General features: G+C 61.7%; 25 protein-coding genes. 13 read left to right on the forward strand and 12 right to left on the reverse strand.

Annotated elements, in window-relative coordinates; translation table 11 throughout:
- Positions 1-290 precede the first annotated feature (290 nt).
- The 5 genes from ACILSL_RS16120 to ACILSL_RS16140 all read right to left on the reverse strand — a co-directional run bounded on the left by ACILSL_RS16120 (position 291) and on the right by ACILSL_RS16140 (position 4,022).
- Complete coding sequence (locus tag ACILSL_RS16120) at positions 291-461, reverse strand: hypothetical protein (RefSeq protein ID WP_395733077.1); 171 nt, start codon at positions 459-461, stop codon at positions 291-293.
- Positions 462-974: 513 nt separating this feature from the next.
- Positions 975-1,706 carry a tRNA pseudouridine(55) synthase TruB gene (truB, locus tag ACILSL_RS16125; RefSeq protein WP_395733078.1) on the reverse strand — a complete coding sequence of 244 codons (732 nt, stop codon included), beginning with the start codon at positions 1,704-1,706 and terminating at the stop codon, positions 975-977.
- Entirely contained in the window at positions 1,684-2,670 is a 987-nt protein-coding gene (locus ACILSL_RS16130; protein WP_395733079.1) for a bifunctional oligoribonuclease/PAP phosphatase NrnA, read from the reverse strand. Before ACILSL_RS16130 ends, truB begins: the two co-directional genes overlap by 23 nt.
- Positions 2,671-2,805: 135 nt before the next feature.
- The gene (locus ACILSL_RS16135; RefSeq protein WP_395733080.1) at positions 2,806-3,240 is read right to left on the reverse strand and encodes a hypothetical protein; all 435 of its coding nucleotides are present in this window, start codon (positions 3,238-3,240) and stop codon (positions 2,806-2,808) included.
- Positions 3,241-3,263: 23 nt separating this feature from the next.
- The gene (locus ACILSL_RS16140) at positions 3,264-4,022 is read right to left on the reverse strand and encodes a transglutaminase family protein (protein ID WP_395733081.1); all 759 of its coding nucleotides are present in this window, start codon (positions 4,020-4,022) and stop codon (positions 3,264-3,266) included.
- Between the two features lie 463 nt (positions 4,023-4,485).
- Here ACILSL_RS16140 and ACILSL_RS16145 point away from each other — a divergent pair, with 463 nt between their 5' ends.
- The 8 genes from ACILSL_RS16145 (at position 4,486) to ACILSL_RS16180 (ending at position 9,958) form a co-directional block, all read left to right on the forward strand.
- Positions 4,486-4,833: a hypothetical protein gene (locus ACILSL_RS16145; RefSeq protein ID WP_395733082.1), complete on the forward strand. Its 348-nt coding sequence runs from the start codon at positions 4,486-4,488 to the stop codon at positions 4,831-4,833.
- Between the two features lie 32 nt (positions 4,834-4,865).
- Positions 4,866-5,939 carry a hypothetical protein gene (locus tag ACILSL_RS16150; RefSeq protein WP_395733083.1) on the forward strand — a complete coding sequence of 358 codons (1,074 nt, stop codon included), beginning with the start codon at positions 4,866-4,868 and terminating at the stop codon, positions 5,937-5,939.
- Positions 5,940-5,989: 50 nt separating this feature from the next.
- The gene (locus tag ACILSL_RS16155; RefSeq protein ID WP_395733084.1) at positions 5,990-7,894 is read left to right on the forward strand and encodes a DUF3987 domain-containing protein; all 1,905 of its coding nucleotides are present in this window, start codon (positions 5,990-5,992) and stop codon (positions 7,892-7,894) included.
- On the forward strand, positions 7,891-8,028 hold the full coding sequence (locus ACILSL_RS16160) for a hypothetical protein (RefSeq protein ID WP_395733085.1): 138 nt from the start codon (positions 7,891-7,893) through the stop codon (positions 8,026-8,028). Before ACILSL_RS16155 ends, ACILSL_RS16160 begins: the two co-directional genes overlap by 4 nt.
- A gap of 87 nt (positions 8,029-8,115) precedes the next feature.
- Positions 8,116-8,283 (forward strand): hypothetical protein, encoded by a 168-nt coding sequence (locus ACILSL_RS16165; RefSeq protein ID WP_395733086.1) that lies wholly within the window; start codon positions 8,116-8,118, stop codon positions 8,281-8,283.
- A gap of 114 nt (positions 8,284-8,397) precedes the next feature.
- Entirely contained in the window at positions 8,398-8,961 is a 564-nt protein-coding gene (locus tag ACILSL_RS16170) for a hypothetical protein (protein WP_395733087.1), read from the forward strand.
- 57 nt (positions 8,962-9,018) lie between these two features.
- Entirely contained in the window at positions 9,019-9,534 is a 516-nt protein-coding gene (locus ACILSL_RS16175) for a hypothetical protein (protein WP_395733088.1), read from the forward strand.
- A gap of 34 nt (positions 9,535-9,568) precedes the next feature.
- Positions 9,569-9,958 (forward strand): hypothetical protein, encoded by a 390-nt coding sequence (locus ACILSL_RS16180; RefSeq protein WP_395733089.1) that lies wholly within the window; start codon positions 9,569-9,571, stop codon positions 9,956-9,958.
- 570 nt (positions 9,959-10,528) lie between these two features.
- Here ACILSL_RS16180 and ACILSL_RS16185 read toward each other — a convergent pair.
- The 6 genes from ACILSL_RS16185 to nusA all read right to left on the reverse strand — a co-directional run bounded on the left by ACILSL_RS16185 (position 10,529) and on the right by nusA (position 17,735).
- Complete coding sequence (locus ACILSL_RS16185) at positions 10,529-10,705, reverse strand: hypothetical protein (RefSeq protein WP_395733090.1); 177 nt, start codon at positions 10,703-10,705, stop codon at positions 10,529-10,531.
- Between the two features lie 200 nt (positions 10,706-10,905).
- The gene (locus tag ACILSL_RS16190; protein ID WP_395733091.1) at positions 10,906-11,217 is read right to left on the reverse strand and encodes a hypothetical protein; all 312 of its coding nucleotides are present in this window, start codon (positions 11,215-11,217) and stop codon (positions 10,906-10,908) included.
- 855 nt (positions 11,218-12,072) lie between these two features.
- The gene (locus ACILSL_RS16195; RefSeq protein ID WP_395733092.1) at positions 12,073-13,254 is read right to left on the reverse strand and encodes a hypothetical protein; all 1,182 of its coding nucleotides are present in this window, start codon (positions 13,252-13,254) and stop codon (positions 12,073-12,075) included.
- A gap of 377 nt (positions 13,255-13,631) precedes the next feature.
- Positions 13,632-14,039, reverse strand: coding sequence for a 30S ribosome-binding factor RbfA (gene rbfA / locus ACILSL_RS16200; protein WP_395733093.1), 408 nt, complete (start codon positions 14,037-14,039; stop codon positions 13,632-13,634).
- A 91-nt stretch (positions 14,040-14,130) separates the two neighbouring features.
- Positions 14,131-16,377, reverse strand: a complete 2,247-nt coding sequence (gene infB, locus ACILSL_RS16205) for a translation initiation factor IF-2 (RefSeq protein WP_395733094.1) — start codon at positions 16,375-16,377, stop codon at positions 14,131-14,133.
- Positions 16,378-16,469: 92 nt separating this feature from the next.
- Complete coding sequence (nusA, locus tag ACILSL_RS16210) at positions 16,470-17,735, reverse strand: transcription termination factor NusA (protein WP_395733095.1); 1,266 nt, start codon at positions 17,733-17,735, stop codon at positions 16,470-16,472.
- 209 nt (positions 17,736-17,944) lie between these two features.
- Here nusA and ACILSL_RS16215 point away from each other — a divergent pair, with 209 nt between their 5' ends.
- From ACILSL_RS16215 to ACILSL_RS16235, 5 genes are all read left to right on the forward strand, one after another.
- Positions 17,945-19,372: a sulfatase gene (locus ACILSL_RS16215; protein WP_395733096.1), complete on the forward strand. Its 1,428-nt coding sequence runs from the start codon at positions 17,945-17,947 to the stop codon at positions 19,370-19,372.
- 194 nt (positions 19,373-19,566) lie between these two features.
- Positions 19,567-20,532 (forward strand): ATP-binding cassette domain-containing protein, encoded by a 966-nt coding sequence (locus ACILSL_RS16220; RefSeq protein ID WP_395733097.1) that lies wholly within the window; start codon positions 19,567-19,569, stop codon positions 20,530-20,532.
- A complete protein-coding gene (locus ACILSL_RS16225; protein WP_395733098.1) occupies positions 20,529-21,287 on the forward strand; it encodes an ABC transporter permease in 759 nt (252 codons plus the stop codon). Before ACILSL_RS16220 ends, ACILSL_RS16225 begins: the two co-directional genes overlap by 4 nt.
- 19 nt (positions 21,288-21,306) lie before the next feature.
- Positions 21,307-22,803 (forward strand): Gldg family protein, encoded by a 1,497-nt coding sequence (locus ACILSL_RS16230; protein ID WP_395733099.1) that lies wholly within the window; start codon positions 21,307-21,309, stop codon positions 22,801-22,803.
- Positions 22,804-22,819: 16 nt separating this feature from the next.
- Positions 22,820-24,655 carry a DUF4340 domain-containing protein gene (locus ACILSL_RS16235; RefSeq protein WP_395733100.1) on the forward strand — a complete coding sequence of 612 codons (1,836 nt, stop codon included), beginning with the start codon at positions 22,820-22,822 and terminating at the stop codon, positions 24,653-24,655.
- 478 nt (positions 24,656-25,133) lie between these two features.
- On the opposite strand, the gene ACILSL_RS16240 is transcribed toward ACILSL_RS16235, so the two are convergent.
- Positions 25,134-26,645, reverse strand: coding sequence for an efflux transporter outer membrane subunit (locus ACILSL_RS16240; protein ID WP_395733101.1), 1,512 nt, complete (start codon positions 26,643-26,645; stop codon positions 25,134-25,136).
- Positions 26,646-26,650: the final 5 nt, after the last annotated feature.

Genomic DNA, 26,650 nt, shown 5'->3' on the forward strand with positions numbered 1-26,650 from the left:
TTCACGCGCTTCTCGATGCGCTCTTCGAAGTCGTTGCTGATCAACTGCTTCTGCGTCTGCGTGAGATTGACGGTGGGGCGCACCATCTGCTCTTCCAGCCAGGCGCGCTTCTGCTGGTAGTAGGTGACGGCCTGCTGCAGGCTCGCGATGGTCTGCTCCTTCATGCGTGTGACCTTGGTGTGCGAATCCTTGGAGTCACTGACAACACGCAGAGTGGTGAGGAGGTCGTCAAAGCGGGCCTCTATGCGCAGGTCGGCATTGTGGATTTCGCTGCCCAGGAGGCTGGCGCGCTAGGCCTGACCTGCGAGGCGCACTTTGAGGATGGCCTGGGCGGGCGTGAGCGCCGGAGCCTTGACCGCTGGGGGAGAAGCAGGAGCCGCAGGGGCTTGTGCGAAGAGCGTTTGGCCGGAGCACCAGGCCAGCACCAACGCCATATAAGGACGAAGGAAGCAAAGTTTCATGGTGGGAACAGCCTGTCTGGACTGTGCCCATTAAACAGTACGGCCCGCCTGAAGTTTTCATGGAGGGCAAGAAAGCAGCGGAGATGCGCAAGGGAGGGGCGGTGGGGGCGGCGGCAGAAGATTGGCCGCAAAAAGACGCAAAACCGATCCCAAAAGAGGGATTCCTCACGGAGGCTGAGAGACCAATGACCGACGAGGAGCCGGACGGCCTCAAGGCGGGACTGGGGAGCGACGCAGGGGGGAGCACCAGTCGAAAGCATCAGCACTCTTTCTATCCCTGTCTTAAACTGGAGTGGCGGGACCGAGAATCATGGGCTTCGACGGCGGCTGGTTGAGGACAACCAGCCCCCTACCAGCGCTGGATATGCGAGTGCCCTGCGCAAGGCAGGGAGGCTTGTCCTCAAGCCGCCGCCGGGCGTTTCCTCTCTCGCTTTCCAGAAATCAGTTTCGCAAAACGATGTATCACCGAGGACGAGTTCGAGCAGGAAGACGATTCCATGTCCCCTGCCCTGCTTACGCGCCGCGCAGCTTGCTCACATCATACAGCGTGAGCATGGAGGCGAGGACTTCATCCTTCTTGCCCTGCTTGAGCTGGTCAAAGGTGACGTACTTGCCGGGGAGGAGCTTGAAGTGGCCGGAGCGGGTGCGGCGCAGGGCGCTGAGGTGCGCACCGCAGCCGAGCTTCTGGCCGACGTCATGCGCGTAGGTGCGGACGTAGAAGCCTTTGCTGCACACCACGCGGAAGTCCACGAAGGGCGGCTCAAAGCGGGTGATCTCGTAATCGTACACGCGGACGAAGCGGGGCTCGCGCTCCACTTCCTGGCCTTTGCGGGCGAGCTTGTAGAGCGGGACGCCGCCGATCTTGATGGCGGAGACCATGGGGGGCATCTGGTAGAAGTCTCCCTTCATGCTGTCAAAGGCGGCCTTCACCTGCTCCAGCGTGAGTTCTGCGGGCACGGGCTTTTCCTCCACCACTTCGCCTTCGGCGTCCTGGCTGTTGGTGGTCTGGCCCAGCTTCAGGGTGCCCACGTATTCCTTGTCCTCAGACATGAGGAGATCGGAAAGGCGGGTGCCGTTTCCAAGCACGAGGATGAGCATGCCGGTGGCCATGGGGTCGAGCGTGCCGCAGTGGCCGATCTTCTTCATGTTCAGGCAGCGCCGTGCGACGGCCACCACATCATGCGAGGTCATGTCCTGGTCTTTGTCCACCAGGAGGACACCGCTAATCAATTCGTCTGACTTCATGTTCGAGTGCTTGCAAAAATTGGTCTGCTGCTGCTTCAATGGGGCCTCTCATGCGTGCGCCTGAGGCCATGCGATGCCCACCGCCGCCAAACTGGGCGCAGACGGCGGAGATATCGAGGCGGTTGTCCTTGGAGCGCGAACTGACGCGCACCTTGCCACCGGGAATGTCTTCAAAAATGACGCAGGCGACGACCGTGTCGATCATGCGCAGCGTGTCGATCATCCCTTCGGTATCGCCGGGCTCCATGGCCACGGCATCCATGATCTCCTGCTTGAGCTGCCAGCTCACGATGCGGCCCTCCGCGCGGAATTCCATGTGGTTGAGCATGTCGCGCATGAGCTCCAGCCGGCGCACCGGGTAGGACTGATAGACAAGCTGCGCCAGGCGCGCGGTGTCCAGCCCGGCCTCCATCATCTCCGCCACGATGCGGTGCGTGCGCGCATTGGTGCTGGAATACTGGAAGGAGCCGGTGTCCGTGGAGATGGCGATGAAGAGATTCTGCCGCACGGCGTCGTCGATGGGCAGGCCGTGCTCGCTGAGCAGATTGTAAATGATCTGCCCGGTGGCGGGCTCGGTGGGCGCGATGAGATTGAGCGCGCCGTAACCCGGATTGGCGGGGTGGTGGTCGATGTCGATCAGCAGCGGCGCGGCATCCAGCAGGGCCTTGGTTTTCTCCCCCACGCGCTCATGCGTGGCGGTGTCCAGCGCGATGGCGAGGTCGATGCCCAGCGGCTCGGTGCCGGGCTGGATGACGGTGTCTGTACCGGGCAAAAACGCGAGGTTGGAAGGCACGCCGTCCTCCAGCATGGCGATGACGTCCTTGCCCAGGGCGCGCAGGCTGAGCGCGAGGCCGAGCACGGAGCCCACGGCGTCTCCATCCGGCCTGATATGTGCGACGATGGCGATGCGCTGCGCAGAGCGCATGGCGGCGACGATTTCGGCGGTGGTGGAGTTGGCTGGCATCCGGGGGGTATTCACAAAGCACCACGGCAGGCAGGCTGCAAGGTGAAGATGCAGGGGTGGTGGAACTTGGTCGCGGGTGGGCGCGAGCCTCGCACCACCCTCTGCACCCGTGGTATCGCCCGCCGATCACTCAGCTCAGGCGCGCACGATGGCATCCGTGTATTCCAGGTCTCGCAGCCATTTGAGCCCGCGTGCATCCAGCGGGTGGCCGTCGAGATCGAGCCAGTGGTCGTCGATGTATTGCACACGGCGTGGCGGGTCATCGCCGATGAAGGCCCACACGAAGCTGGAATCCTCGGGCGGCTGGGAGAGGCCGTCGTGGCGGTTGGCCCAGCGGTCTGGCGGCCGGGGGGGCTGGTTGGGGTTTTCAGCGAGGGGCATCCAGTGGGAGATGGCGCCCACGCACTGGTCATTCAGATCCGTCCAGCAGCCGCCGTTGCCAAACTCCCCGTCATGCAGCACCACCTTTTGCATCTCCCGGCCATCCCAGCCCCAGACCGCCTCCCTGGCGGGTGGCAGCGAGTAACCGGAGAGCAGGCTGCGCCAGGCGGGATGGGAGCTCTCGTTCATGCTGCAAAGAACGCAGCAACCCCTCAGGGCGCGACGTCCACCTGCACGTGCATGCTCTTCATCACCAGGTTTCCGTATTCGCTGAGCTGCGCGGTGTCTGCGGCATCACGGCCGTAGGCGAGGATGATGCGGTTGCCACGGGGCTGGTTTTGGGTGGCGTCAAAGGTGTACCAGCGGCCGCCGATGAAGGCCTCAAACCACGCGTGCAGGTCCATGGGATCAAGCTGATACAGATACCCCGACACCATGCGGGCAGGAATGCGCACCGCCCGGCAGAGGGCGATGCCAAGGTGCGCGTAGTCACGGCACACGCCCTGGCGGCTGTTCGCAGTGTCCATGGCGGTGGTGCTGGGGCCGCTGGAGCCGTATTGGTATTCGATGTTGAGATGGATCCAGTCCCGGATGGCCTCGGCCTGGGCATAGCCCGGGGTCACGTTTTCGATGATCTGCGTGGCCAGATCCAGCAGCAGATCGCTCTGGCAGTAGCGGCTGGGCAGCAGGTAATGGAGCGCGCTGTCCGGCAGATCCTGCACCGGCGTGAAGGGCGCGGAGGGGTCCACATCGATGTCATCGGGCACGCTCGCGGTGACTTCCGCCCTGATCACGGAAAGGCCCGCAGGCAATACCACGCGCTGGCATGCATTGCCATACACGTCGGTGGTTTTGACGTGGGGCGTCACCGGTTCAAGCGTCACCGAACTGTGCTGAATGACCTGGGCAGGGCCGGACAGGGGCTCGATCATCATCACGGTGGCGGCGGGAACGGTTGTTTCCACGGTCATTTCGCATCGGGCTTGGAGTCTCATGAATGCAGGGGGGGGTGTTGTGCGGAATGCATTGCGGTGAAAAGGATGGCTGGTTGCATGCCAGATGCCGCGCAACGTTTTCGTTTCCTGATCATTCCTTTCGCAAGGCTGCGACCTGCGGCTGCACTTTTCTGAAAAAGTTTTTGACATTCGAAATTCGGACCCAAGGCTGTTTTCATTCCTGAGGATGACCGGCGTGAAGAACGCGGTCTCCGGCAGAGATGGCGCGGGACAGCAGTGAAGAACTCTGGCATTCGCACCTGGCACACATTCCGGCGGACCTGAACCGGCCTCCGGCCCACCACAAACGCCCCGGCCTCACGCGGACCCCGCGCCACCCGGCATCTCCATGCCCCGGCACGGCCGCATGATACCACAAGGCACCAGTTAGAAGCATATATTACCACTATTGAACCCATCAGCAACCAACGACACCCTTATGAAATACAGCATTCAATCAGCATCCGCAGCCCACACCGCCGTCCAGCTTCCCCAGCCAGCACCCACACCGCCGCCGGTGGAGCTGATCACGCAGGTGGAGATGGCGCAGCGCCTCGGCATCACCCGCCGCACCCTGCACACCTGGGTGCTCAGCGGCGCGGTGCCCATGATCAAGATCCGCGGCTTCTGCCGCTTTGAACCTTCCAAGGTCTGGGCCGCCCTGCAGCAGCACGAGCTGCCGGCGGGCTCCCCAAAATCCTCCTCCGCCTCTGACTCCTCCTCTTCCTCCCGGGAAGGCGGCATGAGCGCAGCGGCTGCTTCCACCGCCGAAATCCGCAGCGCCTAGTTTTACCACTTTAAACCACTTTCTACCACACGATGAAATCAACCACTGATCGAGCCAGCGCCTATCTGGCGAGGATGCCCGCCTCCATCTCCGGGCAGGGGGGAGATGCCGCCGCCTTCCGCGCCGCCCTGGCGCTGGTGCGAGGCTTTGACCTCTCCGAGCAGGAGGCCCTGCCTCTGCTCAGCCACTGGAACAAGGACTGCCGCCCGCCCTGGCGGGAAAACGATCTGCGCCACAAGCTGCGCTGCGCCGCCAGAAGCACCGATGTGCCTGCGGGCTGCCTGCTGGAGGCTGAGTGGCCTCCGGGTGGGCAGAACACCCACGGCGCAAAGGGCAAAGACAAGCCCTGCAGGTCGAACAAGCCGGATAGGTCGAACAGGTCCCATCAGACCCATTCCTCTTCCCAGAACGCCGAAGAGCCCCAGAGCCCCCAAACACCCGCCGAAGACCGCGCCTGGCTGCGCGAGAAGTGGCCGGAGTTTCACCCGCTCACGCATGCGGACATCCGCACCGTGGCTGAGCTGCGCGGCATCTACCCAGATGCGGTGGATCTCGCGCACCGGCACGGGTTCCTCCGTGTGGCGGAGGTGCAGGCGCAGCGCTGCCTCATCATCCAAGAGGACACCTTTGCGCAGGCACGGCGGCTGGACGGGCAGCCGCTGGTGAAGGCGGATGGCACGCCCATCAAAGCGCGGAATCTCCCCGGCTCCCAGGGTGCCTTCATCGGGCAGAGCTGGCTGGGCAAAACCACACACGTCCTGCTGGTGGAGGGCGCGATAGGTCTCATCGAGGGCCTCGCCGCCATGCTGCGGGTGGATACACCGCATGCGTGGAGCATCCTCGCCGCCACCAGCGCCAGCTCCCGCTTTGCGCGAGATGCCGGGCTGCTGGAGCGGCTGCGCGGCAGGGAGGTGTACATCATTCCGGACGCGGACGAGCCTGGCATGAACGCCGCCTCCTCCTGGCTGGCAGACCTGCAGGCCGCTGGCGTGTACGCCATCGCCCACCTCATGCCCAAACCCTGCAAAGACCTCGGCGATGTCCTCCACCTCCCGGAGGCCGAGCGCCAGCCCATCCTCGACGGCCTCTTCTTCACCCGAAAATGAATCCACCTCTCCACTCATCTGAATCTTCTGAACCCAATCTTTTGACTGTCATGAACTCCGACGCCCATTCCACAACCCATCCCGACTCCGCCTCTCAAAACTCACCCGAGGCCGCCCCCGGCACCACTCCGCCCGCACTCACGGATGCCACCGCCGCGCTGCAGGCCCGCCGCGCCTTCCGGCCTTCCGCCGACTGGACTCGGCACCTGCGCCCCGTGGACGCTCCCGTCCCCGACTGGTACAAGCCCAAGCCGCCTGCCAGCGAAGAAACCACCCCTCCTTCTCCCCATTCAGCGGATGGAGGCAAACGCGCAGAACCTGCGGCGGAAGAATCAGCGCCCACACCCGCGATATCGGCGGGAGGGTGCGCACACGCGCCACCTGCGGCCACCCGCTCGGAGACTTCCACCGTTTCCACCATTTCCACCATTTCAACGGGGGTGAGTGTCTCTCCCGCCGCGCCCACGGCGAAGACTTCCACCGTTTCCACGGTTTCAACGGGGGTGAGTGTCTCTCCCGCCACTCCCACGGCGGACATTTCCACCGTTTCCACGGTTTCAACGGGGGTGAGTGTCTCTCCCGCCGTGCCCAAGGCGGAGACTTCCACCGTTTCCACCATTTCAACGGGGGTGAGTGTCTCTCCCGCCACACCCAAGGCAGAAACTTCCACATCTTCCACGGGGGAGTGTGAGACAATCCGTGAGCATCCCATCCCGGAAGATTCCATCCTCATGGATTACCGCGACTTCACACGCAATGTCTCGGAACTGCCGGACGGCCTCATCGTGGCCCCCATCCTGGCCCTGTGTGGCAGGCTCCTCACGCCCAATGTCACCCTGAGCTTTGGTGGTCGCAAACCGCTGACGATTTTCAACTTCGTGGCCAGCCGCGCAGGCATGCGCAAGAGCACCACCTTTCTGCCAGCGGTCCAGCTCGCACGGCACATCCTCACGCCGGACGACCTCATCGGTGGAAACGCCAGCGACTCGGCCCTGTTTGACACCTTTGAGCAGCAGCCCCACCGCCTGCAGTTTGAGGATGAAGGAAACGCCATCCTCCGCAGCTGGGAGACGCAGTCCTTTGGGCGGGAGGTCTCCGCACGCTACCTGGGCCTCTACGATGGTTCGCCATGGCACCAGAACTTCCTGCGTGAAGGCAAGAACAACGCCGACGGCGAATCCCAGCGGCACATCGAGCAGGCCACGCTGAGCCTCTGCATCGGCAGCACCTTTGGCGTGGCCCGGCTGGATCAGATCGCCGCCGGCTGCGGGCTGCGCCGCCGCTTTGGCTTCTACGTGGCCACCCGGCAGGCACGGCAGATCTGGTGGCCGGAAACCCTGGAGGGAGACGACCTGCAAAACATGGCCGACCTTTTCCGCAACCTGACCAACCTCAAGGGCACCGTGGGCAAGGACAACTTCACCAAGGCCGCCAAGCACTACTGGGTGGGCCTGCAGCAGCGCAACCGCGCCCGCTGCGAATCCATACCCGACTATACCACAGGAAGTGAGAACCTGCTATCCAGCCTCAATGAATCCCCCGCCCGCTGCCTGAAGCTGGCGATCATCTTCCAGGCCTGCCGCTGGGCCAGGGGCAGCACCACGGATCCCTTCACCATCACCCCGGAGATTCTGGAGCTGGCGGAGGCGCATCAAAATGCCTGCCTCGATGCCCTCGTGGAGCTCGAAGGCATGGGCCGCCGCCTCCAGGTGGACGACACCACCGAATGGCTGCTGGCCCAGATCATGGGAGATCCCAGTGTCAAACCCGGCCAGCGCCAGGCCGTGTACACCCGCAGCCAGCTCACGCACCGCTTTGCCGCCAATCCCGGGCGCATGGGCGCGCTCACCGCCTCCAAGATCTACACCGAGATCATCCCCCACCTCGTCTCCCGCCAGCAGTGTGAAGTCACCAAAGCGGGCAATCTCCACACCTACACCTTCACCTGGGAGTGACACACACCCCCGTTGAAACCGTGGAAACGGTGGAAGTCTCTCCCCGCCAGATGCGCGGAGAGACACACACCCCCGTTGAAACCGTGGAAATGGTGGAAGTCTTCGCTGTGGGCGCGGGAAGTGCAGGTCCGTAGCGCAAGCCTCCGGCTTGCTCCGGGATCGGCCAGCACGGAGCCGCATCCTCAGTTGAAATCCACACCTCAGGCTGACACAATCCGCCCATGCCCACCGACGCCCCCGACATCACCCGCGTCCTCCAAAGCGCCCTCGCCATGCCGGCGCACTGGCGCGAGGAAATGGACGCCCGAGTGCAACACCGTGAGAGCGGCGAATCCCCTTCCCACACCCACGAGGAAGTCATGGCAGAGCTGAATGCAGTCACTGCGTGATGCGTTTGATCTGGCGAGGTGCATGGAGGATCATTAAATCACCTGCTGCCTTTGTGGCACCCACTCATTGATTCTCAGAGAACCAAGACGACAACCCCAGCAGCCACACGAAACATGAAAAGAACAAGATTGATTCTGTGCATCATGGCAGGTGGATTAGCACTGCTTTCTCAGGAAAAGTCGATGGCCGCCGATGTGGATGTGCTGTCGTGGGATATCATCCGAAAAACGAGACCTGCTTTTTATCACGTCCTGGAGTTATCCTCATTCAACGAGTTGAGAAAGCAGCGCCCAAAAGCTGTGAAGATCACTCGTATCGCGGTGGTGGCCGGCTGGGGGCGAAGCTTTGCATTTACGCTGTTCGAACAAAAATCAGAGAGATCAGTTTTGATTGAGATCACGTCTGATCTCCAAGTAGACACCTGGCACCGCATAAAGCTTACGGAGGAAACGGACATTCAAAATGCCGTATTGCTCATGATGCAGGCCATAGGCCCGTTGAAGTGGATTAATGCTAGCGGCGATGAGGACTTCCCTGACGACTCCGATATGTTTATGTTTGAAAAATATGAGCAGAATACCGGTCATTATGTCGTCAAAGCGACGTTGCCGGATTCGTCCCGGGAAGCTCTTGCTGACCTAAAAAGAATGGCAGAGCAATTCTCCAAGTTCAAATAGGGCAAATGAATCTCGACCAGATTATATGCCTGCACTGACTCAGAAATTTCTAATATCATGAGAAAAGCACTGCTTTGGGTCCTGCTATGTCTGGTGCAGATGCTTGTCGTCACAGGTTGCTCTCAAAAGGCTGCGCCAAATTCTCGAAGAGTATGGGTCTACGCATGGAGCAATGCGTTTTTCAACAAAACAGGAAAGCGGTGCCTGGGCAATCCGGTGGAAGAAATAACTTCAACGGCCGTGTTGAAGGCCTATGACAAGCTGCCAAAGCCAGACGCGGCGCCACCCACTGCTGCACCCGAACCGATGCCCAACAGTCCCTGGCTGGTTGTGACAGATCCAGTCGCCTCCCCGGGAATAGCCTGGCTTATCCATGTCGATGGCAAAACACTTTGGCGATATGATATAGCGAGAGGCAATTCGAAAAAGCTTGTGCTTGAATCTCCCAACCTGGAACTGGTGAATGACGCTTTCACGAAAACGCTCGTGAAGCAACTGGCGGGCAAGCATAGATCTCTGCTAGAACCTTATGAAACCCTCTCTTCAGGAGATCCTTTTGGTAAAAAGGACTGAACGGGAAACGACTCGAGAAAAAGATGCCAGGCATATGAAAATGGACACGCCGGTGGGCCAGGGGCAGCATCACCGATCCCTTCACCATCACCCCGAGATTCTGGAGCTAGCGGAGGCGCATCAAAACGGCTGCCTTGACGCGCTCATCCAGCTCGAAGGCATGAGCCGCCGCGTCCAGATGGACGACACCGCCGAATGGCTGCTGGCGCAGATCATGGGAGATCCCAGTGTCAAACCCGGCCAGCACCAGGCCCTGTACACCCGCAGCCAGCTCACGCACCGCTTTGCCGCCAATCCCGGGCGTATGGGCGCGCTCACCGCCGCCAAGCTCTACGGCGAGATCATCCCTCACCTCGTCTCCCGCCAGCAGTGTGAAGTCACCAAAGCGGGCAATCTCCACACCTACACCTTCACCTGGGAGTGACACACACCCCCGTTGAAACCGTGGAAACGGTGGAAGTCTCGGCTCGGCGACAGCTCCCTTTGGAGTGCGGTCGCGGAGGGAGGAATGACCGCAGCCACCGCTTTCCGCAGGCCGGAAGACAGGCGGATACCACGAAGTATTCGAACGCAGCAGCGTCCCCACGCATGCTGAACGCCCCATGAAAGCCTTGAGACGCTCGAAAGCGGCAGCTCCGCATGCCGCACTCCAAATTCAGTTTTGTCCCCCCATGCAGCTCAACCTCTTATCCTTTGGGAAGATTGCACAGATAAAAGAGGTCTGTTAAAACGAGAAAAGAGATCAGGATGATTTTACCCACCCCCGGTTTCACCTTGGCAATGGAAACCAAGGCAAGAACGTTGAGCAACACGAGGAGGAGAACACTTTGAATCATAAGATTCGATAGAATTAGGAAATTAAGATGCCGGGCATGGCTGGTATTTTATCCACCACTGCCATATTTTCCCCCAATCTCCAACCCCACGATTTATCCCCTTAACTGAGAGCCATGCACGCCAGCCATCTTGTTTTCAGCAACAGGGCAGCATGCCTTCACTTCAGCGTCAGCTCCGCGAGATAGATCGCGGTGATGGTCTTGCCTGCGGCGTCTTTTTCGTGGCTGGAGTAGTAGGAGACGAGGGCGCGTTTGTCTGAGAGCGTGACGAAGCCGGGGTAGGAATTGTCGCCGCCGCTGGGGAGTTCGGCGAACTCGCGCAACTCATCGCCCACGAGCCAGCCGAGCGAGGTTTTCGCACCGGCCTCTTGCGTGATCTGGCGTCCACGAAAGAGGGTGTGCCCCTATTTCACCACGAGCGGGCCGCCCATGGAAATGCCCGGCATCTTGCTTTGCTCATCAGGGGCGGCACCAGAGCCAGTTAAAAACCGGCGCTCCCAGTACCGAATGCCGCCCAGCCCCAAGAGCACCCGTTTCAAAAATCAGCGCTCTCACGCGCACCGGGAGGGTAGAGCGGCACCTTGGGCGAGGGTTCCAGCGTGGGGAGGATCTCGGGGAGCGGCTCTGGAAGGTGGGTGACCGTGTTCGGGTAAGGGTAAGAAAACAGGCGTTTTCGAGGAAGCCGAAACAGCGGGCAATCGATCAGCGGGTAGTACCGCGCATTGAAGATCTCGTCCGCCGTCTTCGCACGCGGAATGGCCACGGCCGACGGGGGCTGCCGCATCTGCGCGCTGAGCACCGCAAAGCATGCGATCAAGCCAGCGCAGAGAATCAGGATGAGCCCCATGCAGAAAACAAGCCCTCTGCTGAAGCCTGCGCCCAAACCCGACAGCATTGCCGTGAGGTGAAACGAGCCACCCGTGGATGGAAGGCGAATGCTGCTGGCCATTTCGCGGTTATACGGGATCAGCGGAAGAGATGTCAATGCTTTCGCAGCCCCGGCTCAGCCACACGGGCAGGCGGCGTGTGACCCGTGAGCTTGTTTCCGTGGTGATGGTGCAGGGACGCTCGCCCGGAGCCGATGTGGACATCGGCGCTCCCAGTACAGAAATGGCACTCCGCGCAGGGCGCAGCTCTTTGCTGGGAGCGCCGATATTTTATCGGCTCTGGGGACGGCTCTGCCGCACGGGCAGGCGCTGTGTGGCCCGTGAGCTTTTTTCCGTGGCGATGGTGCAGGGACGCTCGCCCGGAGCCGATGTGGACATCGGCGCTCCCAGCCATGATTTGTGCACGGGTGGCGCAGAGCCTTCGTATAGCGTTTTCCTCCTTTCCGGAAAGCGAGCGTGGAGACGCTCGGCGGCGGCTTGAGGACAAGCCTCCCTACCTCGCGCTGGGCGCTCGCATGCCCAGTGCTGGCAGGGCTGGGCGTCCTCAGCCAGCCGCCGTCGACGTGTCCTGCGTAGCTCGACGCAGGAGAGCGAAGAAGGAAGCCCATGATCATCGATCAAGAAACAGCCTGCCAAACGGAAACGAGTTTTGCGAACCGCTATCAAACCTACCACCATCCACCATGAACTGCTGAGAAGTGCACGCGGCGCCATCGTCCGCCGCCAGGAAGAGGCCCCTCTGCGCAAACTCCTCCGGCAGGATGCGGCGCTTGAGGGCCTGATACCTCATGGTGCCCGAAGGGGCACCCTCGAAATCAGCGCCCCCCAGATCCGTCTGAAGAATCTGCCTGCGGAGCAGCCGAAGGCGCGGGTGCGTCCGGTGAAGTGACGGCAGGCTGCGTCGCAGGGAAATGCTCCTTGCTGCACTCGGGGCAGATGCCGTGGGACACGCTGGCCTCGGTGTGCCTGGCGATGTAGCTGGCCACATCGTCCCAGTAGCCCTGATCGTCGCGCACCTTTTTGCACCAGGCGCACATGGGCAGCAGGCCTTGGAGGGTGCGCACTTCATCAAGCGCCCGCTGCAGTTCCGCAATCGTGTGATCACGCGAGTCCACGGCCGCACGCCGCGCGAGGTCCAGCACGTGAAGCTGGCGCGCCGTGGCAAGGACAAGCACGGTGAAGAAGACCAGGATGCAGACGACAAAGAACGCCGCCCCGGCAGGCGTGTCATAAAGGCCCGACTTCCCGCTCCCCATCCCGAGCCAGCCCAGCAGCAGCGGCAGCAGGATGGCCGCTGGCAGCAGCCGCCGCGCCATGATGCCGCCCGTGGTCTCGCTGAACAAAATGTTCCTCGCCGGTCCGGCCTCATGCATGGCGCAGTACAGGCCCGCGCACAGCAGCAGAAACGCCAGCGCGGTATGAAAGGCCATGCCGGTGATCTGGCTGCTGCCCACCTGAAACACGAAGCCAAAAAGATGCCCCACCAGACTGGCCAGGGCGAGGAAGACCACGCAGACCAGCAGCGCACGGGATACCACATTCCACCAGCCCCTCCTGCGGCGGGCGGAAAGCAGGAGCGCCACGCCAAAGAACACAAAACTCACGGCCGTCTGCGATGACATGCGGCCCGGGCTGTACTTGTTCGTCGCAAGCGCCGGATCCTGGATCAGCAGATTGTCGATGCCAAGATCCAGCCCGGAGATGTGCTGCACCAGCGTGAGCCCGCCGATCAGGATGACGAGGCCCGCACAGACCCGCCCCAGCCACCGGCAGCACCGGCTGCGGCAGGCCCCCACGCCCCGCAGGGAGAGCCCCGCAAGGAGGAACACCAGCGCCGTATTGAACTTCATGACGATGCCCCCCGGCAAGATGCGCTTGAGCAAAGACACCTCAAAAAGCCATCCGGCGATGGCCGCGACTCCGATGCCGATCACCAATAGACTGAAGAGATTGGTCCAGCGGACGAGCCCGGGATGAGTTGTGGGAAGGGCCAGCATGCAGGGTAAAAAAACAGAGATCGAAAGGTGATGGGGGAAAGAATCTCAGGCTGCCGGGCCTGTCTGTCAGTCCCCTTGGCGAGTCAACCCCGGCCGGAGGTTCATGGCGCAGAGTGCGCAACTTTCGCGGCATCAAGCGCAAACCCGGGGGCAAGCCCTCCGCTGTGACCGGACTTCAATGGCCCTTCTGGCATCAGCCGCAGGAAAGACTGCAGGCGTCCCGGGATAGGGCGGAGTCTTGGGGAAAGGAGGATCGGCGCTGTTCCGAGGTGACCGATCCGAAAAAACTCACCGGCACCTCGCATTGCCTCCGGAGAACCTGTGCAAGGCCTCATGTGAGAAAGACCGCATCACCCTCCCGGCCACGGCCTCCATCCTTACTTCCCAGCCTTGCCTTCGGCTGCCGCATCCTTCTTCTCTTCCTCACCTTCCACCGGAAGATCCGGCAGCGGCGGAGGGAGATTGTCGATGATGTTGAGCAGAGGCACGCCGCGCTCGACGGATTTATCCAGACGGAAGAAGAGCTGGGGGCTGCTGCGCAGTTTGACGCGCTTGTAGAGGTCCCGCTGGATGAAGCCACGGGCCTTGGTGAGTTTGGCCAGGGCGGCGTCCTGCTGATGCGGCTTGCCGATGACGCCCACATACACAAAGCACTGCCGCATGTCCGGCGTGGGGCTGACGTCGTGAATGGTCACGAGACAGCCTTCGTTGCGGAAATCCTTCTCGAGGATGGTGCTGAGCTCACGACGAATGAGCTCGCGTACTTTATCGACTCGGAGGGACATAGGGGCAGTTTAAAAAAGGGGCGGGTTTCAGGTGCCGGTCAGGAGCGTGAACGGCACGCGCATGACCTGAAACCTGATACGACGAACGGGATCAGAGAGTTTGGGCGATTTTTTCGAGCTCGTAGCACTCGATGACGTCGTTTTCTTCGTAGTCGCTGAAGCCGGAGAGCTTGATGCCGCACTCCATGCCGTTGCGCACTTCGTTGACTTCGTCCGTGAAGCGGCGCAGCGTTTCAAAGCCGCCGTCATACACGGCCTGGCCGTCACGCAGCACGCGGGCGCGCTGCTTGCGGTTCATGACGCCATCCGTGACGACGGAGCCGCCGACGTAGCCCTTGTTGACCTTGAAGACCTGCTTCACGCGGGCGTGGCCGATGACCTTCTCGCGGGTGATCGGATCGAGCAGACCCGCCATGGCTTCCTTCACCTGGTCGATGAGTTCGTAGATGATGGAGTAGAGCTTGATCTGCACCGTCTCGCGCTTGGCAACGGTGAGGGCCTTGTTCTCCACCTTGACGTTGAAGCCGATGATGATGGCGTCCGAGGCGCTGGCCAGCAGGACGTCGGACTCGTTGATGGCGCCGACTTCCTGATGCAGGATGTCGAGGTTGCACTTGTCGCTCTTGATGTCGGTGAGGCACTTGGCCACGGCTTCCACGGAGCCCTGCACGTCGCACTTGAGGACGATTTTGAGGGCCTTCTTGTTGCTGTCCTCGATGCTGGCAAAGAGGTGCTCCAGGGTGGAGCGGCGCGGCACGTTGAGCTTCTTCTGGCGGATCTCCTCCAGGCGCTCCTCGCTGAGTTTCTTCACGTCGCGCTCGCTCTTCATGACGACGACTTCGTCTCCCACATGCGGCATGTCGCTGAAGCCGATGACTTCGCAGGGCATGCCGGGAAGCACTTCCTTGATGGATTCGCCGCGATCATTGATGATCGCCTTCACCTTGCCCCAGAGCGGGCCGCAGATGAAGGCCTGGCCGACTTTGAGGGTGCCCTGGCCGATGATGACCGTGGCCACGGGGCCTTTGCCGGCCACCATGGAGGATTCGATGACGGTGGCACGCGGGGCGGCCTTGGGGTCCGCCTTGAGCTCCAGCACTTCAGCCTGGAGGGACATGGTTTCGAGCAGGTTGTCGAGTCCGAGCCCGCTCTTGGCGGAGACCTCCATGACTTCGATCTCACCACCCCAGTCCACCGGCGCGAGTCCGATGTCCTGCAGCTGGCTTTTCACGCGCAGCACGTTGGCGGTAGGAAGATCACATTTGTTCAGCGCGACCATGAGCTGCACGCCAGCGGCTTTCGCATGGCTGAGCGCTTCTTTCGTCTGCGGCATGATGCCGTCATCGGCAGCGATGACGAGGACGACGATGTCCGTGACTTTGGCACCACGGGCGCGCATGGCCGAGAAGGCGGCATGGCCGGGGGTGTCGATGAAGGTGATCGGCTTGCCATTGTGCCAGATGCAGTAAGCACCGATGTGCTGCGTGATGCCGCCGGCTTCACCAGAGGTGACCTGCGTCTTGCGCAGAGCATCCAGGAGCGAGGTCTTGCCATGGTCAACGTGCCCCATGAAGGTGATGATCGGGGCGCGGAGTTCCAGTTTTTCCTCCTCCACCTCTTCAACGACCTGGGCCACAGGCTCGACGATGACTTCCTCCACCTTGTGGACGCCGCCGCCTTTTTCGCGCTTGTCACGCTCCAGCTTGAAGCCGTGCTTTTCACAGATTTTCTCGGCGATCTCGATGTCGATGGCCTTGTCAGCGCTGGCGAAAACCTTGAACGCGATGAGTTCGGAAATGATCTTGAAGGGCTTCAGGCCCATCTTGTCCGCCAGATCCTTCACCACGATCGGTGGCTTCAGGTGGATGATTTTCTCACCGCTCTCGCTGACCTCAAACTCCGGCGCCGGCACCTCGGCAGGCGGGGCATGCACGATCGGGACGACCGGCTTCGGCGGGGTGGGGTCGTTCAGCAGGGAGATGGGCGGCAGCGCGTTGTGCTGGGCGTTCTCATCCACCGGGCGGCGGCGCACCTTCGGCTTCTCATCATCCTCAAAGAGGTTCAGCGCGGCGGCTTTGCGCTCGTCCAGCGTGGGTTTGGCAGGTGCGGCAGGCTGCGGCGCGGGCACAGGCTCAACGACTTTCCGGGCTCCCAACGGCGGCAATGCATTGCCCCCTCTGACCGGCCCTCTGCTCCGGGGCTTCTTTTCCTCAATCAACGACAGCACCTTCCCTTTGGCTTCTTTTTTGGGCGGGGTGCTTTCGGCAGGCACAGCCGCCTCAACGACTTCGTCGGTGGGGGACTTGCTCTTTTTGGCTGAGGAGGGTTTGCTGGACATGAGAGAATGAGATCGGGCGAGCGGCGGCGGGGGAGGCAGGCTGGTCGTAAGTTGGGGGTTGGTTTGAAGTCGTTGTCATGGCGGCACAGGGGCTACTCCTTGGCAGGAGATGAAGCATGTGCTGCGGCTTTGTCGAAAATCTGCTGCGCCAGGGCGGTGTCGCCATCCAGCACCTCGGCGATGTCAGAGACATCCACCCCGGTGGCCAGAGTTTTGAGATCACCCATGCCGCCCTGAGTCAGCTGGCGGGCCACGTCCTCAGTGATGCCGAGGGCGTCCACGAGGTGGTGCACCGCGCTGCCCATCTGGCCTTCGAAGACCTCGGCGGCGTGTTCATCCTTCTCGATGACGAGATCCATGCCCACGAGGCGGGAGGTCAGGCGCGCATTCTGGCCGCGACGACCGATGGCCTTCGAGAGGTCTTCGTCGCTGACGGTGAGGCGCGCTTCCTTCTTGTCCGTGTTCACGGAGATGGAGAGGACCTTGATGGGCTTGAGGGCTTCACGCACGAACTCGGCGGGGTCCGCCTTCCAGCGGATGATGTCCACCTTCTCGTTGTTCAGCTCGCGGACGATGTTCTTCACACGTGCGCCACGCAGGCCCACGCAGGCACCCACAGGGTCCACCTTTTCATCGGCGCTGTGCACGGCCACCTTGGTGCGGTAGCCGGCTTCACGGGCGATGCTGGCGATCTCCACGGTGCGGTCACCGATTTCGCTGACTTCAAATTCAAACAGGCGGCGCACAAAGTTCGGATGCGCACGGGAGAGGATGATTTCAGGGCCGCGGCCGCTGTCCTTTTCCACGGCTTTCACGTAGAAGCGCATGCGGTCTCCCGGGGTGTAGTCCTCGGTGGACACACGCTCCTTGGAGGTCATGACCCCTTCGAACTTGCCGAGATCCACGACCACATCGGACTTTTCAAAGCGACGCACCACGCCGCTGACGACGTCACCGGTGCGGTCCTTGAATTCTTCGTACAGATTTTCCTTCTCCGCCATGCGGAGGCGCTGCAGCATGGTCTGCTTGGCCGTCTGCGCGGCGATGCGGCCCATGTTGTTGGGTGTGACTTCGACTTCGATCTCATCACCCAGCACGGCGCTCTTCTTGAAGCGCTTGGCCGTTTCGAGCTGGAGCTCCTCCCAGCGGTTGGTCACAGTCTCCACCGCGATCAGTTTGGCGAAGGCTTTGATCGTTCCTTTGTCAGGATCAATGTCGATGCGCAGTTCCCGGGCGGGACCGATGCTTTTTTTGGAGGCGGCGAGCAATGCCTGTGACAGGGCCTCGACCATCTTTTGACGGTCGATACCTTTCTCTTTCTCGTAATAGTCGAAGAGGGCTTTGAGTTCGCTGATCATATGAAATTCGTGTTTTCACCAGACAAAAAAGAGCGGGGATGACCCCACTCTCGCCGTGAAAACGCTAATTCTGTCCGGGAAGGACGCGGATCATAAAGGAGGGCTAGGAATCAGCAAGCAGAAAAATTGTGTGGAAGTGCGCAGTTTTCTCAGGCGTTTTCATGAGGGCCGATTTATTTCATCCCCTTCACGCCCAACCCATTTCCAACATGCGCCCCCTGCTGTCTGCCATTCTGGCCTTGCTTCTCGCCCCCCAACTGGCCTTTTCAGCGTCTCCCCCACCCAATATCGTCATCATTTTTATGGATGATATGGGTTATGCTGATGTCGGCTGTTTCGGGGCGCAGGGTTATCAGACCCCGAACATCGACAAACTGGCCGCCGAGGGCCGCAAGTTCACGAATTTCCACGTCGCCCAGCCCGTGTGCAGCGCCTCCCGCACCGCCCTGCTCACCGGCTGCTACCCGAACCGCGTGGGCATCCACGGCGCCCTGGGGCCGAATGCCAAGCACGGCATCAGCGCCGATGAAACGACCCTGGCCGAGCTGGTGAAACAAAAGGGCTACGCCACCGCCGCCGTGGGCAAATGGCACCTCGGCTCCCTGCCCCAGTTTCTCCCCACCCGGCACGGCTTCGACCAGTACTACGGCATCCCCTATTCCAACGACATGTGGCCCTTCCACCCCCAGGCCAAAAAAGGCGCCTTCCCCAAGCTGCCCATGATCGAAAACGACCAGGTCGTGGATGCCGATGTCACCCCTGAGGATCAAACCCACCTCACCACCGACTACACCACCCGGGGCGTGCAGTTCATCGAGAAGAACAAAAGCCAACCCTTCTTCCTCTACCTCGCGCACAGCATGGTGCACGTGCCCCTGTTTGTGGGCGACAAGTTCAAGGGCAAGTCCGGCAAAGGCTTGTTTGCCGACGTCATGCTGGAGGTGGACTGGTCCGTGGGCCAGATCATGGACACATTGAAGAAAAACGGCCTCGAAGACAACACCTGGGTCATCTTCACCTCCGACAACGGCCCCTGGCTCAGCTACGGCGACCACGCCGGCAGCGCAGGCCCGCTGCGCGAGGGCAAAGGAACCAGCTGGGAGGGCGGCACCCGCGTGAGCGGCATCATGAAATGGCCCGGGAAAATCCCCGCCGGCACCACCACGGACACCATGATGATGACCATCGATCTCCTGCCCACCATCGCCCACGTCATTGAGGCAAAACTGCCTGAGCACAAGATCGACGGCCTCAACTGCTGGCCCATCGTCTCGGGCGTTCCTGACGCTAAAAACCCGCACGACTTCTACGCCTTCTACTACGAGCAAAATCAGCTCCAGGCCATCTCCAGCGGAGACGGCCGCTGGAAGCTCCAGCTCCCCCACACCTACCGCAGCCTGCCCACCGACACCCCCCAGGCGACCGGCGGCAAACCGGTGAACTACAAGCCCGTGAAGATCACCGCACCGGAACTCTACGACCTCTACGGCGACATCAGTGAATCCAAGAACATCGCCGCCCAAAACCCGGACGAAGTGGCCCGCCTGCAAAAGCACGCCGAAACCATCCGCGCCGAACTCGGAGACAGCCTCATGAAGATGCCCAAAGGCAGCGGCACACGCGAGGCGGGCAAGTAGGCAGAGGGATCTCTGGATCCCTGTTTGAAAGCAGTGAAAATGGCGGAGCGCAAGGGGGACCCAAAGGATCCTTCTCCTGCGGCCTTCACCCTCATTTTTGCGAATGCCTGATTGCGAATTGTCATTCAGGCGCACATAGGTTTAAATTTACTTTCTTAACCCTAACCCAGCCCCCCTCACTCTCCCTCCCAGTCATGATTGATGTTCAGGAACTCACCAAGCAGTATGCCGGACGCACTGCGGTGAACAACATCTCCTTCCAGGTGGAAGCGGGGGAGATCGTGGGCTTTCTGGGCCCGAACGGAGCTGGAAAATCCACCACCATGCGCATCCTCAGCGGTTACATGCCGGCCACCTCCGGGCGGGCCATCGTGGGCGGCTTTGACGTCTTCCACCAGTCCATCCAGGTCCGCCAGTCCGTGGGTTACATGCCGGAAAACGCCCCGCTCTACACGGACATGCGGGTCAAAGAGTACCTGAAATTCCGGGCCGAGCTGAAAGGCCTCTCCGGCCAGGCCATGCGCCGCCGCATCGGTGAAGTCATGGAGCTCACCGGCGTCACCGACATGCGGAAGCGCCTCATCGGCAATCTCTCCAAAGGCTACCGCCAGCGTGTGGCGCTGGCAGACGCCCTGGTGCACAAGCCCAAGCTGCTCATTCTCGACGAGCCCACCAACGGCCTCGACCCCGTGCAGATCCGCCATGTGCGCGACCTGCTGCGCAGCCTGAAGTCCAAGCACACCGTGCTGCTCTCCACGCACATCCTGCATGAAGTCGAGCAGACCTGCGATCGCGTGATTATGATCCACCAGGGCCGCATCCGCGCCAATGACACACCGGCGAACCTCACGCGCCAGCTGCGGTCCACCACGCTGCTGCATTTGGAAATCGAAGGCACCGGCAATCTGGCCGAACAACTCTCCACCATCACCGCCGTGCGCAAGGCCACGGAGGAAGAGCTGCTCGTTCATCCCTGGCGGCGCTTCACCTTGCGGGTGGAACCCGATCACGACGCCCGCGATGAAGTGCTGGCGCTCGCCACGCAGCAAAAATGGCGCATCCGCGAGATGCACCGCCAGCTCCCCACCCTGGAGGATGTCTTTGTCGAACTTTCCATGAACGCGGGCACCCCCACCGACATTCCCACCCACGTCCTATGAGGATATTCTGGATTCTGCTCAAGAAAGAACTGCATTCCTTCTTTGTCGCCCCCGTCGCCTACGTGGTGCTGGCGCTGGTCATGGTGCTGAATGGTTTCGCCTTCCGTGCGGCCCTCTCCGTGCTGGAAAGCGCCCCCAGCGAAGGCTCCATCGTGAGCTGGACCTTCCACGCCATGTGGTTCTGGCTGTCCTACTTCTTCATCTTCCCGCTGCTGACCATGCGCCTCTTTGCCGAGGAGAAAAAGCTGGGCACGCTGGAGACCCTCTTCACGGCCCCGGTGCGTGCGTGGCAGGTCGTCGGCTCCAAGTATCTGGCGGCCGTCATCGTCTACTGCGTGCTGTGGCTGCCCAGCCTGTTCAATTTCAAGTTTGCCCACTGGATCTCCGCCGGCCAGGTGGAGCTGCCATCGGGAGCCGTCGGCGGCGCGTATCTCATCCTGGTGGTCATGGGCATGTTCAATCTGGCCGTCGGCTGCTTCGCCTCGTCTCTGACGTCGAATCAGATCGTCGCCGCCATCATCTCCTTCACCCTGAGCCTGATGCATTTCCTGCTGGGCATCTTCATCATGGTGGTGGGCCGCAAGATTTCCGACACCATCGTGGACGTCGTCAATTACTTCGCCGCCACCGAGCACATCCGCATCTTCACCGCCGGCCTCATCGACAGCCGGCCCATCATTTACTACCTCAGCATGTCGCTGCTCTTCCTCTCCTTCACCCACCACGTGGTCGAGTTCCGCCGCTGGCGCCCGTGAGCCGAAAGACCCACCCATCATGCCGGATTCCGAACAGAACACCCCACCAGCCAGCGCTGCAGACAAGCCCATGCCGAAGCGTTACGGCATCGGCTTGAACGTCGCCCTGCAGGTACTCCTGGCCCTGGCGCTGTTTGCCGGTGTCAACCGCCTCAATTACTACCACTACTGGCGCTGGGATCTCAGCGCCAGCCAGGATTACACCCTCAGCCCGGCCACCCGGAAATACCTCGACGCCCTCTCACGCGATGTGCAGATCTACATCGTCTTTGCCCGTGACTCCAAAGTGTATGGAGAGGTGCAGTCCCTCCTGGAGGAATACAATCTGTACGGCAGGCAGCGCATCAAGGTGCGCTCCATCGACCCCGTGCACGACATTGAGCGCGCGGAGCAGCTCAAGGCAGACACCGGCCTCTCGCTCGCGCAAAACGGGGTGCTGATCCGCTGCGGCGTGAACAAGCGGTTCATCACGGAGGAGGAGCTCGTGGTCAGGGAGAAAGGCACCAGCACCAACAAGCAGATCATCGAATTTCGCGGGGAGGACGCCATCTCCTCCGCCCTCATCTCCGTCGTGGAAGGCCGTGTGCGGCGCTTTTATTACGTCGTCGGCAAAGGCAGCCGCTCCGGCCTGGGTCAGAGTGACTCCTACAACGCCGCCATCGATCTTGGCAGGCAGCAGAACTTCGAAGTCATTCAGGTGAATCTCTCTGAGGTCGCCCACATTCCCACGGACGCCGACGGCCTGCTCATTCTGGGCGCGCGCTATGACTTTTCCGAGCGTGAGATCGTCATGCTCAACAACTACTGGCAGTCCAAGCGGGCCGGCATTTTCATCATGCTTGACCCCGGTGGTGAAACCGCACGCCTCAACGCCTTTCTCACCGCCAACGGCCTGCATCCCCGTGGCGACCGCGTCCTGATGGCGGAGAGCACCAGCACCGGCCCCAAGAAGGAATTCACCGTGCTGGGCGAATTCGTCAAAGAAGTGCCCTTCATCCGCCATCTGAGCTCCTCCGCCATCACGCTGGCGGGGCAGTCGGAATCCCTGGAAATCATCCCGGAGAACATCTCGCTCAAGGAGCAGTCCATCAGCGTCAAGCCGCTCATCCTTGCCGCACCACGCTACTGGGGTGAAAAGCAGTTTCTGGAGGAACTGCCCGTCGCCGATGAGGAGGACACCCTGCCCCCCATCTATGTGGCCGCCAGCATCGAGCGCGGCGCCCTGGCTGACGAAACCCAGCGTGCCGACAGCTCGCGCATGGTGGTGGTTTCCAACTCCACCCTGCTCGACAAGCAGACCATGCTCGCCGTCAGCCGTGACTTTGCCGCCGCCGGGCTGAACTGGCTGATGAACCGCGAAAACTTCATCGGCATCCCCGCCAAGTCCAAACACGCCTACCGCATTCAGCTCACCGGCAAGCAGCATGAGCTGATCTTCTGGATCACCTCCATCACCCTGCCGGGCATCGTGCTCGGCTTTGGTTTCATGGTCTGGGCCAGCCGGCGGGCCGCATGAGCACCGACTTTGACGCATGAGCGCACGCACCACTCTTCTTCTGTTTCTGCTCGTGGCCGCCATGGGCGCGGTCATCCTTGGCATCGAGCGTTACTTCCCCTCAGCCATCGACAAACGTGAAGTCAGGCGCGGCCCCACCCGTTTCGACGCAACGAAAGTCACCCGCGTCGAGATCCTCACAGCGGAGAACGTGCCGCTCACCCTCGTGCGCGATGGCAACGCCTGGCGGATCGAGGCCCCCTATGACGATCTGGCCGATCCGCAGAAAGTCGCCGCGCTCATTCTCACCCTGAATGAAGTCGAATGGATCAATCGCGTGCATCAGGAGGAGTTTGACCCGTCTGAGTGGCAGAAAACCGGACTGGGCAAACCCCGCTTCAAAGTGCGCCTCCTCGCCGGAGATGCCTCGCTGTATGAGTGCTGGTTCGGCTCCCCCGGAGTCGTTGAGAACAGCCTTTACATCGGCATTCTTGACCCCGCCACCCATGAGCCCGCCTGGTATCTCGCCAAGAGTGAAGCGCCGATGGTCCTGCAGATTCCCGCCGCCTCCTGGCGCGACCCCAAGCTTCTGCGCCTGCCGGCGGAGGTCATCACCAGCATCACTTTGAACCAGCCCTCCGGCCAGATCGTCCTCGCCCGTGAAAACGAGCACGCCCCCTGGCTGCTCGAAAAACCGCTCAAGACGCGCGGCAGCAAGGAGCGCATCACCGAACTGCTCTCCGCCATTCTCAACATCGAAATCACCGAGGCCAAGGACGTCACCGCCACCACCAAGGAGGACGCGCAGACCGCCCATGCCGATGAGATCAAAGTCACCATCGAGTCCAAGGCGCGCGGCAAATCCTACGAGTTCACCGTCAAAAAGCCCGCTGATGACAAGCAGGCCGTCACCACCGCCACCACGGCCTATCGCAAGCCCACCTTCACGGTCGTCGCCAAAAACCTGCTCACCCTCTGGGTCACCCCCAATGCCCTGCGCGACCACCTGCTGGCGCAGATCGACGGAGAGCGGCTCGACTTCCTCACTATCACCAGCAAGACCCATCCTGAGATCAATCTGCGCAACGAAGGCGGCTCCTGGTACCTGCAGCGTCACGGCAAATGGGACCCCGCCAACGGCGAACGCGTCTCCCGCTGCCTCAATGCGCTCAACACCTATGAGATCCTGCAGTTTGCCGCAGATTCCGCCGCAGACCTGACGCCCTTCGGCTTGGACGATCCCTTCCAGACCGTCACCTGGACTCCGCAGCGTGAAAAGCCGGTGAAGCTCATGTTTGGCCACAATCCGGAAAGAACCCAGTTCTTTGCCAAATACGACAGCGAGCCCTTCATCTACCGCATTGACGCCTCCCTGCTGCCCTCCCTGCCCACCGACGGCATCAAATGGAAAGGCCTCGGAGCCCTGCGCTTCACCACCTTCGCGCTGCGTCGTATCACCATGGCACAAGGCGCCTTTGCCCCCACGATCCTCGATTACAACCCCGTCTCCGCCGAATGGAAAGCCACACGCGGCGGGCATGACATCACCGCCGAGCTCGACCGCGTCAAAGCCGACCAGCTGGCCGCCAGCCTCTCACGCTTCACCGTGCAGGACTGGGCCGCAGACCGCAGTGATGCGCTGCAAGCCTTGAAAACCCCCTTCCTCACCATTCAGATCGTCCTCGGCGAACCCGGCCGTCTCGACGGCCCCGTGCGTGAGATCGAGATCCTCTTTTCCCCGACCCAGCCGAATGCCAGCACGGCCTTCTACTTTGGCCAGATCAAAAACGATCCCGACATTTTCTACATCACCAACAACGCCCTGCTCCAAATCGCCGGGATCAACGTCTTCAAGCCCAAGCAGGCGAAGTAGGCTCAGGTGAGAAAGCGCTAAAACTCATTTCCGGCAAGGCGGTCTGGAAATGCCCGATGGCCCATGGAGGGTCATGATGCCTGAGGGCTGGTAGGGACGCGTTGTGCGCGTCCCTGGAATCCTTCGTCCCAGCGCTGTCTCGCGGCCCCTGCTCACAGCATCTCACCCAGCGCTCCACCTCCCGCAGCGGCCTTTGCCATCACGCTGCAGAAGGCGGCAAGGACGGCGCACCTCTTTGGGGCGCCTGCGGGTACCACAGACCCGAAAAGAGGGACGCGCACAACGCGTCCCTACCAGCCCTGGAGCAGCGCGGCAGGAAGGAGCACTCCGGTCGTAGGTTGGGCGTGTTTGGCGCACTGCGCTTTTTCAACACTCGAAGACAGCTTCGCCAAACCGCCCGACTGCGAGGACGCCCATACGCCACACTGTCTGCCGTGCGCAGATGGACGGGCGGGATGTCGCCACACCCATCCTACGATCAACCTTTTTTGAACCAGCCCTTCACCTTGGTGAAGAAGCCTTTCTTCTCCGCGGTTGAACCACGCGCCGCAGGGTCTGCCGTGGTGACGGGAACCGTGACGGGCAGGCTTTGATCCCAGCCGCCGCCAAGCGCCTTGATCAGGCTGACGCTGGCGATCAAGCGCTGTCCGGCCAACGTGGCGCAGGCACGCTGCGTGGCAAGCAGGGAGCGGTTCGCCTCGATCACATCCAGGTAGGGGCTCGTGCCCGCTTCATAGCGCGCATGTGCGATCTCGGCGGCTTTTTGCGCGCTGTCACGCGCGCGGTGCTGCGCCTCGGATTGAGTGCTGAGATTGCGCAGCGCGGCGAGGGCGTTTTCCACATCGCTGAAGGAAACCAGCACGGCCTGCCGATAGTTTGCCAGCGCCTCATCGTGCGCGGCACGGCTGCGCTCTGCAGCGGCCCGGTTCTTGCCACCGGCCATCAACGGCACGCTGATGCTGGGCCCCACGTTCCAGTTCAGGCTGCTGACCTCGAAGAGATTGGCCGAATCTCCACTGAGGTAGCCACCGTGTCCGATCAGCTTGATGCTGGGAAAGAAGTTCCCCTTCACGACACCGATCTGCGCCGTGGCAGAAGCCAGCGCACGTTCAGCGGCGGCCACATCGGGGCGGCGCTCCAGCAGGTCGGTGGGCACTCCCACAGGAATGCCCGGAGGTGTGGGCAAAAGACTTGAATTGCCCCCGAGCTTGAAGGCGCTGGGATTTACGCCCGTCAGCAGGGCGATGCCGTTTTCAAGCTGGTCGCGCTGATTCTGCAGCGCGCTCACCTCCGCCTCGGCGGTGGCCACTTCCGTCTCCGCCTGCGCCTGTTCCAGTTCACTGCCTGCACCGGCCTTCACTCGAGCACGGGCGATGTCCAGCGCCTGCCTGCGCCAGCCGACAGCGGCACGCACGGTCTGCAGTTCGCCATCCAGAGCACGGATGCGGAAGTAATTCGTGGCGACATCCGCATGCATGCCCAGCAGCACATTCTGCATCAGGCTCGCGGCGGCAGAGGCATCTGCACGCGCGCTTTCCACCTGCCGGCGGATCTTGCCCCACAGGTCAAGCTCCCAGGTGAAGTCGAGCGGCACATTGTAGCTTGGCCCCACGTAATGCAGGCCGCCCAGAGGAAAGGCGCTCGGCATGTTCGGCGAGGTGCGCTGCGTGGTGATTGCGGAGTTGATGTCCGCACTCGGAAAGAACGCCGCACGGGCGATGCCGGTGCCGGCACGCGCCTGGTCAAAGCGTGCGACCGCCGCCTTCAGCGTCTGGTTGTGCGCCGTGGCGCGCGCCATGAGGTCGTTCAGCCGGGCATCACCAAACACACGCCACCAGTCGCCCTTCGGCAGGGAGTCCAGCGGGCGTGTTTCACGCCAGCGAATGGCGGATTTGTAGTTCGGGGGTGTCACCGTCTCAGGCCGTTCGTAATTCGGTCCGATTTGGGCGATGGCACTGGTCGCGAGGAGGAAATAAAAGAAGATGCGCATAACAG

It is taken from the genome of Prosthecobacter sp. (assembly GCF_044222345.1).
GTDB lineage: Bacteria > Verrucomicrobiota > Verrucomicrobiia > Verrucomicrobiales > Verrucomicrobiaceae > Prosthecobacter.